This window comes from Prodigiosinella aquatilis (assembly GCA_030388725.1).
GTDB lineage: Bacteria > Pseudomonadota > Gammaproteobacteria > Enterobacterales > Enterobacteriaceae > Prodigiosinella > Prodigiosinella aquatilis.
The window spans coordinates 2754987-2769463 of sequence record CP128857.1 but is presented as its reverse complement, the minus strand read 5'-3'; the positions used below and the strand labels follow the sequence as shown (position 1 = coordinate 2769463).

The window sequence follows — 14477 nt, the reverse complement described above, 5'->3', positions numbered from 1 at the left end:
CGAGCGAGCCGCTTCTTGGCGTGCTGGCGGAATATGTGGCGCTTCATGAGAATATTGCGGTCAAGGCACCCGTATGACGAGGAAGCGTCCACCTTGCCGGTCGCAGCAGACAGGATTTACTCTCATTGAGATGCTACAAAATGCCAAGTGCAGGGCTGAAGCGTAGAATCGGCGATCGCTATTCCGCTTGGTGCCATGCGGTGATCGGCAGGAATATCGTGCCACAGAGGGCAATCAGCGGGGCTGGCGGTGAGGGAGGGATTCGAACCCTCGATACGTTTACACGTATACACACTTTCCAGGCGTGCTCCTTCAGCCACTCGGACACCTCACCGGATTCGCTGCCACCTGGGCAACGGGGCGCTACTATATGGAGTCGCCTTCATGCGGTCAAGTAGTATTTAGTGGTTTTGAAACATTTGGTTAAGCATTGAACGTGGTATGAAAAACAAGGGTAAACCTGAAACAGGAAAGAGATAAAAGCCACCGGCAATGCGGTGGCTGGATGTTACATTTGCAATTAGGCTAGCAGTGATTTGATATAGCTGGTGAGTACTTCGTCTTTACTGTTGGCGAAGAAATATTCCTTGAATTTAGGACCAGCAATAGCGCCTTTCAGCAGGTCTTGATCAATACCTTTCAGGATGCTGATCAGATCGTTATAAGCAACTGCCTTGACGGCATCTAAAATCTTTTTGTTACGCTGTTCTGGAATCACGCGATCACGTGGATAACCCTGGCCACCTTCGCATTCAAATAATTTTTCAAAGATATATTGCAGGTTCAGTTCAGCGCCCCAACCAAAACCTTTGGCGAATGGTAGCGCGATAGCGTTACCATCGTTGATCTGGGCAAACATGTACGCATCAGAGGGATCGATCACCAGACCGCAAATGACCCCTGGAAAAGTGTTACATGCCAGCATGGCACCGGAACCAGTGCCACACCCGGTTACCACATAATCAGCCGCGCCTGAATTAAGCAGGATGGCTGCTAGAATACCGTTTTGAACATATGTCAGCGCAGCGGTATCTTCAGCAGAATATTGACCGTAATTGAAAACAGTATGGCCCATGGGTTCAACCACTTTAGTCAAGGTCGCGGCAATCAGTTCGTTTTTGGCAGCCTGGCTGTTTTCGTTAATTAGAGCAATTTTCATGTTTGTTCCTTTTTTGTGACGGACAACTACATTTTTTAAAACACTATTTCAATTAACCACTGGCAGTATACCGTGAGAAAAAGAAAGCGCAAACCATCCGCTTCAAGATCACACGACTCTATGATCACTATCGCAATTCGTTGGATCGTTTAACCCGAGGGAAGCGACTATGCGTCATTTGATCCGTCAACTGGCGCAAGCCATTAAGTCTCGTCCCGATCACAACAAGTGCCGTTGCAAACACCACGGCAGTGGTTATAGGCTATTGTGGCGAAACGCAAATCAACAGTGCCGCCATGAAAACCTGGCTGGCATTCTGGGCCAATAGTATGCACTCTCCGGCGCTAAAACGGCTACAGCGAGTCAACAGTCGCTGACGCTATTCCCACTTGTGTGTTGCGTTCCGACGGGGGATTATCCCGTAAACGTCCCCGGATGGTAGCGACAGGAATGGCGGGTTTGATTGATGGTTGATGATTGTGCAGTGCATTGGCTGGCGATGAGTTTAACCATGAAGAGGCATTACTCATTACCGATGATTATATTGATCAGCAGTTGGCTGGAAGCTGAATAGGTGTGTGGATCAAATCTGCTTTTCAAGCATGACGTTATCTGGAGAGACAGGTAATCTATGCTGATTTCATATCGATAACAGCATGTGGCGGGGGGATTGATATCCCTGACGACGTATTATTTTCGAGCTCTATTCTCCGTGATATACCGATACTGTGCTCCAGCTTTGTTATTGTGGCGATTGATCCCGGGCGAAAGCGATATGCTTGCCCGAGAATTCGCTTAGAAGTTGCTGGTGTCTTTAAACAGACCAACTTTCAGATCGCTGGCGGTATAGATGACACGGCCATCTACCAGCACTTCGCCGTCAGCAATCCCCATGATTAGTTTACGATTGATAACGCGTTTGAAATGTATACCGTAAGTCACTTTTTTGGCGCTTGGCAGTATCTGGCCGGCGAATTTTACTTCACCTACGCCTAGTGCCCGACCTTTGCCTTCACCGCCTAGCCAGCCGAGGTAGAATCCGACCAACTGCCACATGGCATCTAGACCGAGACAGCCTGGCATGACGGGGTCACCAATAAAATGGCAGCCGAAAAACCACAAATCCGGTTTGATATCCAGCTCTGCTTCTACATAGCCTTTTCCATGTCGACCGCCATCTTCAGTCATTGTAATGACACGATCCATCATGAGCATATTACCGGCAGGCAGCTGAGGTCCCTGTGGACCGAACAATTCACCGAGACCACTGAGAATGAGATCTTCGTTTGAATAGGATGCGCGTTTATCTACCATGTTTCTTTAAGCCCTGTTTTTGTGAAGCACGCAGGTTAGCGTACAGATGTACGCTGAGCAAGTATTGTTAGTGCTGGTTAAACCAGTTATTTGGCAAAAAACCAGGGGAACCTCCGTCGTTCCTGTGGTTGTACCAGAGCAATGCGCTCACGGATAATAGAAAGCAAGTTAGGTTGCTGCTCATCATCATAGGCAACATTAGTCAACAACGGTAGAGCCTCTGCGACGGTTTCAACCGGGTAGAGATGGAATTGTCCTGTCCGTACCGCTTCAACAACGTCAGGGTGCAAGCAGAGATGACGCTGATTGGCCGCTGGCAGAATTACGCCTTGATGACCCGTCAGGCCACGCCGCTGACACACTTCAAAAAAACCTTCGATCTTTTCGTTCACACCACCAATAGGCTGAACGTGACCAAATTGATCAACTGATCCTGTGGCGGCAAGCTGTTGATTGATAGGTTGCAAAGCCAGTGCACTGATTAATGTGCTGAACTCCGCTAGAGACGCACTGTCACCGTCAACCTCACCATAAGATTGTTCAAACACAATTGATGCGGAGAAAGGTAACTGTTGTTCCAGCTCCAGTTCTGAAATTAAGAAAGCTTGCATAATCATCATACCTTTGGCATGAAGATTTCCGCCAAGTTCTGCTTTACGCTCAACATCGGTAAATTCACCGTCACCGGGATGTACCACACAACTGATACGTGTCGGTTCTCCAAACATTATCGGATAACCGGGGTATTCCAGCACCGATAGACCATTAATCTGACCTATCACATAGCCTTCGGTTTCAATCAGAATTTGACCAAGCTCGATCTCATCTTGCATGCGTTCACATAGGTAACCTTCACGCCAGCGCCGTGCCGTTACTGCATCAATAATAGCTTGTGCGGTAATTTCTTTCTGTTGTTGCGCATACAGCGCTGAATACTGTAGCTGATGTGTCAACCATTGCGGACAAAGCGGTAGGCAGCCTTGATCGCCACTATAACGTACCGCCAGCGTAAACAGTTCATTCCAGGCATCGGCAGCCAGCAGCGGTAGCTGATTTTCCAGGCACAATGCATTGATATAGGAACACCAGTGCACCATATCTTCGGGTTCAATCAACTGCAATTGTGATTCGAATTCACCGTAGATGGCCAGTTCGCCCAGCTCGGGTTCCATATCATGAATATCACCCAGACTTTCTCGATCACCCAGGATAATGACACGTATATTGATGGGCATCGGAGGAATGTTTACCGGCAAAGGTCGGCGTTCATCAGGAGAAAGCCAGTAATATTGACCGTCAAGAACGATCTGCTTTAATCGAAGCCACATCAGTGGTTGTGCTAGTAACGTCCTGGCAGAAAGAATCAGCGTTCCGCCATTAACCTGATGAATCAGTCCCGGCTGGAGTGAGATCTCATCCTGGAAACAGCGGACGCAGCCGAATAACTGCTCTGGTTCAATCCATTCCCGATACCCACAATGAATGGTGGCCGCAAAGTTGTCATCTTGACGTTGTGCTGGCTGGACGCTGATCTGATGTTTCTCTATCTGATACACGCTACCATATAATTCATCACTGGACGGGACCAGTGTGTTAACCGCATTGGCAATCAGCGCCAGATAGGCGTTGTTCTCCTGTGCCTTCAGCAGCATAAAGTGGGAAGGTGAGCGCGGATGACAAAAAATATTCAACGCATCAGCGAGACGAGCCTGAATCGCTGAAAATTCAGCGGGAGCGAGCTGTGCAGCCTGGGAAAATAACGTCTGATATGGCGTATAGTCGGGCAGTAGATGCTGCCATTCGAGTTGATTGCTGGTCAAAGTGTCTAATATAACCGTCTGAAGGAAAACCGCAATTATACAAGAATAATGCCAGCTGCACATGAGCAGAGTTGAACGATTCATCAGTTGATTCACGTTGTGATGATATCGTGTGAAAAATAATCAGCAAAAAGTTGCTTGAAAAGGAAACTCAGGCAACAATGAAAGAACAATGGGTTACGTTACACGGTCACTGAAGAATTTATGATGAAATATCAGCAATTAGAAAATCTTGAGTGTGGTTGGAAATGGAAATATCTGGTGAAGAAACACCGTGAAGGTGAGCCAATAACACGTTTTTTGGAGCAGAGTGCTGCGGAAGAAGCAGTGAATGCATTATTGAACATGGAGAGTCAACCAATAAAAGTGTTGCAGTGGATTGAACAAGACATGAACCCGGCATTGGCAAACCGGATGAAACAAACCATTCGTGCCCGGCGCAAACGCCATTTTAATGCCGAACATCAGAACACGCGCAAAAAATCTATCGATCTGGAATATCTGGTCTGGCAGCGTTTGGCGGGACTGGCGCATCGGCGTGGCTGTACACTTTCTGAAACCATTGTGCAATTGATTGAGGATGCTGAACATAAGGAGAAATATGCCAGTCAGATGTCGCTACTCAAACAAGATTTGCAGGCTATTCTGAATAATAAGGCGTGATGCGGCTCCTTTCTCTCACACCTTCCTGGTTTTGCTGATCATCCTCTGACACTCGTTGTACTAATGCGCTTATATTATGCTCTGCAAACACCTCAATACCATGAATCAGAAGAAGCTCGGCTACTACGCCATAACCAGCCATTGTCTGCCCATTAAATTGGCCGTTGTATACTCTCTGGCTTCCGCAAGAAGGACTCCCCTCTGTCAGCAATGCGAAACGACAACCATGCTCTTTGGCCATTTTCAGTGTCAACCAGGCACCGAGAATGTACTTTTCTGTGACATCCTCACCAGAGGGTTCGATTACTCGAGCACCCTGTGTAATAACAGCTCGTCCTGATAAGGAGGGAATAATTTCTGCTGAAGGTCGAGGTGTGGGGAATCCTGCTGCCAGCTCTGGGCAAAAAGTAACCAGCCGGTTTTCTTTGCGCCAGATATCCAGGTATTCCGACACCATTTTTTTATCAGACCCATTATAACGGACCGGAAATCCTGCCAGGCAGGCGCTAATCAGGATTTTGCTCATCTGAAGCCTTTAATCATTAATCACATGAGGACGATGGCATGATACGACGATTGTGGCAAGTCATGCATTATACAAGGAAATATTAGTTAATTTATTAACTAATAATAATTAAAAAAATGAAAAAACCAACACCACAGGAAAACTTAATGGCCATGTCAGGCCTATTATCAACGCTGCCAGGAAACGGATAAACAAGGAATTATCACGACTCATTAGAAAGGTAAATAACATTGAAACCACAAGGCCAATGAAATAAACATATTCCATGATTTCCCATAGGTTATGATGCAACACATTTCTTTCCTTAGTATATAGAGTACAATTATTATAAAATATTAGTATTTAATTATCAATAAGTTAACTTGTCATTCCCGACTGTTCCAAACACGTCGTCAGGATGGTTAGCAAACCATAGTGATAAGTCTAGTCTGGATAAGCCAGCATCTGCTTTGTGTGAATATACTTTCCCATGTAAGTGGACCCCTATAAAGATTTGCATATGCTATCAATATTAAGGATAGATTATGGCATCACTGTTTGTTGCTTTATTCATCAGTGTCTGACTATTGTTGCTGAATAATGTTAACGCTAACGGCATCATTGTTTCTGATGGGCATGTCAAAGAAAAAGTTATTTGGTCATCAATCTCAGCCTATTCAGGAAACTCCCTTGTCCGTTTAATATCACCAGCAGTGGTTGGTTGTCGTTGTGAAAAGCGCTGTGTATGGGATAGACAAGGTGGGTAGTGCCTCTATTTATTACAAAAAGGAGGTAACCGGGAAAAAGATCACACAGTGGAGACAGGAAATGCCCAATCCACTCGTTAACCAGTAGTATGTGTAACATGTTCATAATGCAGCGACAGTAGGTGTTTAAGTCATATTTATGACAAAAATATTAATTTTTTGTTCTCCTATGGACATCATAAAGAGAGTAGCATAGTTTGGGTCTTTATCTCTGTGATAAAGGTAATAAAATGAGTGAGATATCAAGTTTGTCGTTAAAGATTCCCTTGAGTCTGAAAGAGAAGATTAAAGTAGCTGCGCTGGAGAATCAGGTTTCGATCAGTACTGAGGTAAGCAATCGGTTGCTGAAAAGTTTTGATACTGATGTCCATTCCAGTGATGTTGATGTTATCGATAACCAAAATACCGAAGAAATGGCAGAGTTACCTCTTACAGCCAAAGAGATTAAAAAATTACGTCAGTTGCTGAAAGAAAAGCCTAAAAGCGCCTCCAAAAAAAAGTAATGCCTTCCTGAATGCATGCTGTATCACGTTCTGATATAGCATGCTCTAAATCTGTGAATCCCTAGAATGTGAACAAGGTCGATAAAATATCTTCGCTTTGTGCCGATAGACTACCTATAGGCTGATTTATCTGACAGGGAATAAACATGCTCATGGGTACACTAAAAGAAACGTTACTGTTTGGTGCAACCGGTCAAGCTGGGGTTCATCGCTATGAAATCTATAAACATGAGATGAAAGGTGGTTATTTTGCCATCATCTATGTACAAAAAACGATAGCTGTCCATGACAATAGTATAATGATGTGGGTAATGGAGAATTCATATTTACCACTAAAATCAAATTTTGTACCGAATGCCCGCATGGAATGTGAAGTACATTGGCAAGAAGAAATTGCACCATCTCTCTGTTCTGGGGATTAATGGATTAAACCTGTGACGGGTGGTTCGTAGCTTAATAAACGGATGAGAAGACAAGGACGTTATCTAAATGATACATAAAAACATTTGTTTGATGAAAATTTTACTATTAACACGATTAACTTTTAAGAATTTTAATACGTAGAATACGTAACCGCTATCAAACCAACGTTAGTGCTCTTTCGATAACTTACTGATCTAGTAAAAACCGTACAAAAATTAATACCAGGCATTATCTTTGCAACACTGATCTGGTCTGGTTGCAGAGAAGGCACAACATCGTTTACGATATCTCACTGCAATTGATTCAAGGAGGATGAAAATGATTTTTTCTATGTGGGAAATAACAGATAGTTGCATTGGATATGTCCATTCTTTGATTTTTATCAAAAAAATTATCACATCGGCGACTGCCAACCTGACTTGATTTTCTGTGAACAAAACTGTTTTTGTCAATTATTCTGTTTTTCTATTATGGAAATGTTTACTGCGCCAGCTCAAAAATAATAGTCTCAAATATTACATGACATTGATAATCTTTCTACTAAAGGAAATTAAATCCACAAGGTAGGATCCTGGATAAGCATATTATTCAATAATAGTAGCAATTTTTATTTTACTGGATTGTTAATAATAGGATTGAAGTTCAAAGGGGATTTATATGAGTTTTTCTAATTTACGCATAGGTTATCGCCTGGCTATTGGGTTCTTTTTCTTGATATTCATGTTATTGATCGCTGGAGGGGTGGCATTATTTAATATGAGCGATTTCAATAAAAAAATGGATAGTACGGTTTCAGAAATTTACCCGCTCACAGCCAAAGGTAATCAATTAATTGAGGAGTTGAATAATGCACTAATGGGACAACAGGTTATCCTTTTCCTCAACTCCGAAGCTGATATCACCCGTAAACTGGAGGAAATCAAGGGGCACTCTGCCACTATCACTACAGTACTTAGTGATCTTGAAAAGTCAGTTCACGACAAAAAATCCGTTGATTTGCTTAATGAAATTCAGAGAATTCGCAAAGAATATATGATCTCTGGCGATAAAATCATGGCGTTGGTAAAGCGTGGCCATAAAGATGAAGCAGTTTCGGAGTTGTTGAATGTCGCACTAACGATTCAAAGTAAATATAAAAATAAGGTTTCAGAGTTTGTTGACTATCAAGATGACCAAATGGTTGAGGCAAAAAATGAGGTGAAAAAAAGTTATTTTGAAGCTCGTTTATTGCTGATTTCGGTATTTCTAAGCAGTGTTGTTGTCGGTGTACTCATTGCGTGGTTGATGACTCGTAGTGTTACTCATCCATTACAGGAAGCATTGTTGATTGCTGAAAAAGTGGCGAAAGGAGATCTTTCTTCTGAAATAAAAACTGAGCGTAAGGATGAAACAGGTATGTTGTTGCGGGCACTCAACAATATGAATGCGAGTCTGCGTCAGATTGTCAGTCAGGTTCGAGATGGGGCTGAAATGATTTCCACTGCAGCTTCACAAATCGCTGCCGGTAACCAGGATCTTTCTGCCAGAACGGAAGAGCAGGCTAGTTCTCTGGAGGAAACTGCAGCATCTATCGAGCAACTGACCTCGACTATTAAAAATACCGCTGACAATACGTCACATGCAACATCGCTTGCTAGTGAGGCTTCTGAAACCGTGGAGAAAAGTGGTGAGATGATGGTAAGTGTGACGCGGGAGATGCATGAGATTAAAGATTCATCTCAACGGATGGCAGAAATCATCGGTGTTATTGACAGCATCGCCTTCCAGACCAATATTTTGGCGTTGAATGCTGCAGTTGAAGCGGCAAGGGCGGGTGAGCAGGGCAGAGGTTTTGCCGTAGTGGCCAGTGAGGTTCGTGCGTTGGCGCAGCGTAGTGCAACAGCAGCAAAAGAAATTAAAGAACTCATCGACGACTCAGTGGAAAAAGTTCTGGATGGCATGTCTCTAGTTGAAAACACGGAATTAACTATGGGGTCAGTGATTCAGAATGTCCAAAATGTGAACGGCATAATCAATGAGATTGCCCAGGCAAGTCATGAACAGAGTGATGGTATTAATCAAATTAATCTGGCGGTTGGACAGATTGATACCACAACCCAACAGAATGCGGCACTAGTTGAAGAATCTGCCGCTGCTGCTCGTTCATTACAGGATCAAGCGCAGAATCTGACTAGAATGGTCAGTGTTTTCAAACTCGGCACATTTCATGTGCAGTATGGTGAAAGCAAATATGTCTCGGAAAATAACCAATCGGCATTAGTTACGGATTTACCCGATGTAAAAGGAAAGAAGATTACAGAGGATATGGCCGATTGGGCAACGTTCTGATATCACTAACATGATTTTTACGCTGAAAACCGTCGTGGTCGCCATGACGGTTTGTGCGTTTCCATTCTGGAATTGACCACAGCTGTGAAACATTCGACCCTGCCCATTGAGGACAGATTAACCTGATTCCATGCATGCCAACACCATAGATTACTTCTCTTGATAATCGGCGACTGATGAACTGCTTTCTTGCGCTTCGGATGCGAAGCTATCTGGGAAGAAAACGACAGGTGTATATTCTACCAGTCTATTGAGCCCCGATGAATATAATCCAGCCAGGCCGGAAAATGTTGCCGGTATAATTGAAGACATACTTAACTTATCAGGAGACAATGAACATTACCTGAATCATGATAGTGAGGTTATGGGAATGTTCTCCCTCTGTGATTTGATGTGAAATTCCGTGGTGAATTTTTCAAAAAAACATGTCTATTCGAGTGATTAGAGGGAAGCACTTGCTACCTGTAGTGTGGAAGAGGACAATCAGCTTCTTTCTGTGTCAAAGGACTATTCTTAGGAATATCCTAGTTAGTATCCGTTATGGTAATAGCCATGCATAGAGCAATAACCGGACTGGGTATTGAGGTGACAATGCACTGGAATTATTGAAGACCTAAATGATTTCTTGCCGGTGCAATAGGTCGATCGGTGTTTTGCTATAAAAAAGCCGTTTATTGTCTTATAAAGATGTCTGTTGTCTAAACACTGACCTATTATGATAGACCGTGTCTTTATGAAGTTGTCGGAAGGCTAACTTATCCATTAATATGGATTTTAGTTGATTTAAGCACAGATACAGGGGGAGATGTGCTGGTTAATAATTTTAGGGTTAAACAGCGAGTGGCAAACCTTCGCTGGCTTTCAGCAGTGGTTATGTTGTCTTTGACTTCTTTACCCGTCTGGGCATTTTCTATTGATGATGTTGCCCAGCAGGCTGAGAAACTGGCCGCAAAAGGTTTTGAAGCGCCGAAAAGTAATCTTCCTACACAATTTCATGATATGAAATTTGCTGACTATCAGCAAATTCGTTTCAAGCAAGATAAATCATACTGGAATGCAGCCAAAACACCGTTCAAACTGCAATTCTATCATCAGGGGATGTATTTCGACCTGCCTGTTAAGATCAACGAGGTTACGGCTACTAGTGTAAACGAGATCAAATATTCCCCAGACTATTTTGATTTCGGTTCTGTAAATCATGATCCTGAAACAGTGAAAAATCTGGGTTTTGCCGGATTCAAAGTACTTTATCCTATTAACAAGGCTGATAAGTACGATGAAATTGTTAGCATGCTCGGAGCAAGCTATTTCCGGGTCGTCGGTAAAGGTCAGGTGTATGGTCTGTCTGCACGTGGTCTGGCAATTGATACTGCACTGCCTTCTGGTGAAGAATTTCCTCGTTTTCGTGAGTTCTGGATTGAGCGTCCAAAACCGAATGACAACCATTTAGTCATTTATGCGTTGTTAGATTCGCCACGCTCTACAGGGGCTTATCGTTTCGTTGTATATCCGGGACGTGACACTGTTGTAAATGTGGAAGCGCGAATTTATCTGCGAGATAAGGTGGGTAAGCTAGGTATTGCTCCGCTTACCAGCATGTATCTCTTTGGTGCGAATCAACCTTCGCCAACGTTGAATTATCGTCCAGAGCTGCACGATTCAGACGGTTTATCTATTCACGCGGGCAATGGTGAGTGGATTTGGCGCCCATTGAATAACCCGAAACATCTTGCTGTTAGTACCTATACTATAGAAAGTCCGAAAGGTTTTGGCCTGTTGCAACGTGGTCGTAATTTCTCGTCTTACGAAGATCTTGACGATCGTTATGATCTGCGTCCGAGTGGTTGGGTTGAGCCTTTAGGAGATTGGGGTAAGGGTAAGGTTGAATTGGTAGAAATACCGACGTCTGATGAGACTAATGATAATATCGTCGCGTTTTGGACACCCGATGTATTGCCGGAAAAAGGCAAGCCACTGGATATGAAATACCGTTTGCGCTTTACCAGCGATGAAGACCAACTGCATACCCCTGGTATTGCCTACGTTAAGCGAACGATGCGCTCAACCGGTGATGTAAAACAGTCTAACCTGATTCGTCAACCAGATGGAACCACTGCTTTCCTGGTGGATTTTGTCGGACCGGAAATGGCAAAAATGGACCCGGCTACTCCCGTTACTCCACAAGTGAGTATCGGCGCTAACGGTGAAATTGTAGAAGACAGTGTACGTTATAATCCGGTCACTCATGGTTGGCGTTTGACACTACGTTTACGCGTCAAGGACAATAAACAGCCAACAGAAATGAGAGCAGCATTAGTTAATGGTGATAAGACATTAACTGAAACCTGGAGCTATCAGTTGCCTGCTAATGAATAAGTCAACTTCTTCCTTCGATTATATCGATAAACTCCCTTTGTCTGCTGAGCAAGCGGGTGTCCTGCGTGAAAGATTATCGCGGGCAGATATCCAAGACCAGTCGGCGATCCATCAGGCATTGTCTGATAGGACGGCCGTCAATACCTTTTCAGGCGATGATGTCGCTCTTGCATCAGTGCAGGCACGCCTTGAAATTGCCTGGCCTGACGGGTTAAACGAAGGTAAACAGATAAGCAAAGACAAAGAAGGCCGTACGGCGTTACAGGCGATGCCAGTGATTACTCGTACGTCGATGTTTCCTGATGCATGGCAAACCAACCCGTTGGTACGCTGGTGGGATGGTTTGCTTGGTCGAGCCAAACCACCCCGCCATCACTCAGAGGAGACAGTGTATGAAAGCAGATGGCGTATGGTTGGAACTATTCGTCGCTATATTCTGTTGATATTAACTTTATTTCAGACAGCCATTGCCACTTGGTATATGAAAACGATTCTACCTTATCAAGGGTGGGCACTTATTGACCCCTCTGAAATGATACATCAGGGGTGGTTTCAGATAGTAGTACAACTCCTTCCTTATATGCTGCAGAGCGGGATTTTGATTCTGTTTGCAATCTTGTTCTGTTGGGTTTCTGCCGGATTCTGGACAGCGCTGATGGGATTTTTGCAACTACTTATTGGGAAGGATAAGTACAGTATTTCTTCGACTATTGTTGGCAATGAGCCTTTGAATCCCGAACATCGTACTGCACTGATCATGCCGATTTGTAATGAAGATGTGGACCGTGTTTTTGCTGGTCTGCGTGCGACTTATGAGTCAGTGGAAGCAACCGGGCAGCTCGACTATTTTGATATCTATGTCCTGAGTGATAGCAATGATGCAGATATCTGTATTGCAGAGCAAAAAGCCTGGATGGATTTGTGCCAGAAAGTTGGAGGGGCCGGGCGTATTTTCTATCGTCGCCGCCATCGACGTGTTAAACGCAAGAGTGGCAATATTGATGATTTCTGCCGTCGTTGGGGAACGCAGTACAGCTACATAGTGGTACTGGATGCAGACAGTGTGATGAGTGGCGAATGTTTGACGTCGCTTGTCCGTTTGATGGAGGCTAATCCTAACGCTGGTATTATTCAGTCCTCACCAAGAGCGTCCGGTATGGATACCCTTTATGCTCGTTGCCAGCAGTTTGCCACCCGGGTTTATGGACCGTTGTTTACCGCCGGTCTGCATTTCTGGCAGTTGGGTGAGTCTCATTATTGGGGTCACAATGCCATTATCCGCCTGAAACCTTTCATTGAGCATTGTGCATTGGCTCCTTTGCCTGGGGAGGGTTCTTTTGCCGGTTCTATACTTTCTCATGATTTTGTTGAAGCGGCGTTGATGCGTCGGGCTGGCTGGGGGGTATGGATCGCTTATGATCTGCCTGGCAGTTACGAGGAGTTACCACCTAATTTATTGGATGAACTAAAACGTGACCGACGTTGGTGTCACGGTAATTTAATGAATTTCCGCTTGTTTTTGGTGAAGGGAATGCATCCTGTGCATCGTGCGGTATTCCTGACTGGCGTAATGTCTTATCTGTCAGCACCACTGTGGTTTATGTTTTTGGTATTGTCGACTGCTTTACAGGTAGTACATACTTTGATGGAGCCACAGTACTTCCTGCAACCGAGGCAATTGTTCCCAGTTTGGCCTCAGTGGCGTCCAGAGCTAGCAATTGCCTTGTTTTCAACCACGTTGGTTTTGCTGTTCTTACCCAAGTTGCTGAGTGTGATGTTGGTGTGCGCAAAAGGGGCAAAGGCTTATGGTGGCATATTCCGGGTGTTTATTTCGCTATTGGTAGAAATGCTGTTTTCCGTATTATTGGCACCAGTTCGGATGTTGTTCCATACCGTTTTTGTTATCAGTGCATTTCTTGGTTGGTCTGTACAGTGGAAATCACCTCAGCGTGATGATGATGCCACTCCCTGGAGTGAGGCATTTGTTCGTCATGGCTCCCAGCTAATCATTGGGCTGGTATGGGCGATTGGTATGGCTTGGCTGGATCTACGCTTCCTCTGGTGGCTGTCACCTATTGTTTTTTCTTTGATCTTGTCTCCGTGGGTGTCTGTGCTTTCTAGCCGTGCGAATCTGGGACTGAGCTGCAAGCGTTCAGGTTTATTATTGATCCCCGAAGAGTATGATCCGCCGTGTGAGCTGGTAGCGACGGATAAATATTTTCGTCTAAATCGTGATGGTAAATTGGACAACGGATTTATGCATGCGGTGTTCGATCCGTCGATTAATGCATTGTCTAGTGCTATGGCAACTGCTCGGCATCGGTTCAGTCAGCCGATTGAAAATATACGTGAACAGCGTGTAGCCGATGCATTGGCTCAAAAGCCACAACAGATTGATAATAACCAACGATTAGCATTAATCAGTGATCCGGTTACATTGTCCCGTTTGCACTATCGTGTCTGGCAGCAACCAGAGCATTATGCCGCCTGGAGCAATTACTATCGAAGTTTACCTGTGCCGGTGATTAAAAATTAATCTTTTTATATCTAGCTATCTGAAAAGCGACAACATAAGTTGTCGTTTTTTTATTTGAAAGAATAAAGAAGGCGTTTAAATCT

12 protein-coding genes and 1 tRNA gene are annotated in these 14477 nt (G+C 44.2%); 7 read left to right on the top strand and 6 right to left on the bottom strand.

Annotated elements, in window-relative coordinates; genetic code table 11:
* Window positions 1-244: 244 nt before the first annotated feature.
* Both PCO85_12840 and PCO85_12835 read right to left on the bottom strand, forming a co-directional pair.
* Window positions 245-334, bottom strand: a tRNA-Ser gene (locus PCO85_12840).
* Window positions 335-520: 186 nt separating this feature from the next.
* The gene (locus PCO85_12835) at window positions 521-1159 is read right to left on the bottom strand and encodes an RpiB/LacA/LacB family sugar-phosphate isomerase (protein WJV52140.1); all 639 of its coding nucleotides are present in this window, start codon (window positions 1157-1159) and stop codon (window positions 521-523) included.
* Between the two features lie 169 nt (window positions 1160-1328).
* On the opposite strand from PCO85_12835, the gene PCO85_12830 reads away from it, so the two are divergent.
* Entirely contained in the window at window positions 1329-1487 is a 159-nt protein-coding gene (locus PCO85_12830) for a hypothetical protein (protein ID WJV52139.1), read from the top strand.
* A 467-nt stretch (window positions 1488-1954) separates the two neighbouring features.
* On the opposite strand, the gene fabA is transcribed toward PCO85_12830, so the two are convergent.
* Both fabA and PCO85_12820 read right to left on the bottom strand, forming a co-directional pair.
* Window positions 1955-2473, bottom strand: coding sequence for a bifunctional 3-hydroxydecanoyl-ACP dehydratase/trans-2-decenoyl-ACP isomerase (fabA, locus tag PCO85_12825; GenBank protein ID WJV52138.1), 519 nt, complete (start codon window positions 2471-2473; stop codon window positions 1955-1957).
* Window positions 2474-2559: 86 nt separating this feature from the next.
* The gene (locus PCO85_12820) at window positions 2560-4293 is read right to left on the bottom strand and encodes a Lon protease family protein (GenBank protein WJV52137.1); all 1734 of its coding nucleotides are present in this window, start codon (window positions 4291-4293) and stop codon (window positions 2560-2562) included.
* A 207-nt stretch (window positions 4294-4500) separates the two neighbouring features.
* Between PCO85_12820 and matP the strand changes: the two genes are divergently transcribed.
* Complete coding sequence (gene matP, locus PCO85_12815; GenBank protein WJV56078.1) at window positions 4501-4956, top strand: macrodomain Ter protein MatP; 456 nt, start codon at window positions 4501-4503, stop codon at window positions 4954-4956.
* On the opposite strand, the gene PCO85_12810 is transcribed toward matP, so the two are convergent.
* On the bottom strand, window positions 4934-5482 hold the full coding sequence (locus tag PCO85_12810) for a DUF523 domain-containing protein (GenBank protein ID WJV52136.1): 549 nt from the start codon (window positions 5480-5482) through the stop codon (window positions 4934-4936). The genes matP and PCO85_12810 overlap by 23 nt on opposite strands.
* 108 nt (window positions 5483-5590) lie before the next feature.
* Entirely contained in the window at window positions 5591-5776 is a 186-nt protein-coding gene (locus PCO85_12805) for a GhoT/OrtT family toxin (protein ID WJV52135.1), read from the bottom strand.
* A 682-nt stretch (window positions 5777-6458) separates the two neighbouring features.
* Here PCO85_12805 and PCO85_12800 point away from each other — a divergent pair.
* The 5 genes from PCO85_12800 to mdoH all read left to right on the top strand — a co-directional run bounded on the left by PCO85_12800 (window position 6459) and on the right by mdoH (window position 14394).
* Window positions 6459-6731, top strand: coding sequence for a hypothetical protein (locus PCO85_12800; GenBank protein WJV52134.1), 273 nt, complete (start codon window positions 6459-6461; stop codon window positions 6729-6731).
* A 146-nt stretch (window positions 6732-6877) separates the two neighbouring features.
* On the top strand, window positions 6878-7153 hold the full coding sequence (locus PCO85_12795) for a hypothetical protein (GenBank protein ID WJV52133.1): 276 nt from the start codon (window positions 6878-6880) through the stop codon (window positions 7151-7153).
* A 658-nt stretch (window positions 7154-7811) separates the two neighbouring features.
* Window positions 7812-9482: a methyl-accepting chemotaxis protein gene (locus PCO85_12790; GenBank protein ID WJV52132.1), complete on the top strand. Its 1671-nt coding sequence runs from the start codon at window positions 7812-7814 to the stop codon at window positions 9480-9482.
* Between the two features lie 840 nt (window positions 9483-10322).
* Window positions 10323-11858: a glucan biosynthesis protein G gene (locus PCO85_12785; protein ID WJV56077.1), complete on the top strand. Its 1536-nt coding sequence runs from the start codon at window positions 10323-10325 to the stop codon at window positions 11856-11858.
* Window positions 11851-14394 (top strand): glucans biosynthesis glucosyltransferase MdoH, encoded by a 2544-nt coding sequence (gene mdoH / locus PCO85_12780; GenBank protein ID WJV52131.1) that lies wholly within the window; start codon window positions 11851-11853, stop codon window positions 14392-14394. The genes PCO85_12785 and mdoH overlap by 8 nt, the downstream gene beginning before the upstream one ends.
* Window positions 14395-14477: the final 83 nt, after the last annotated feature.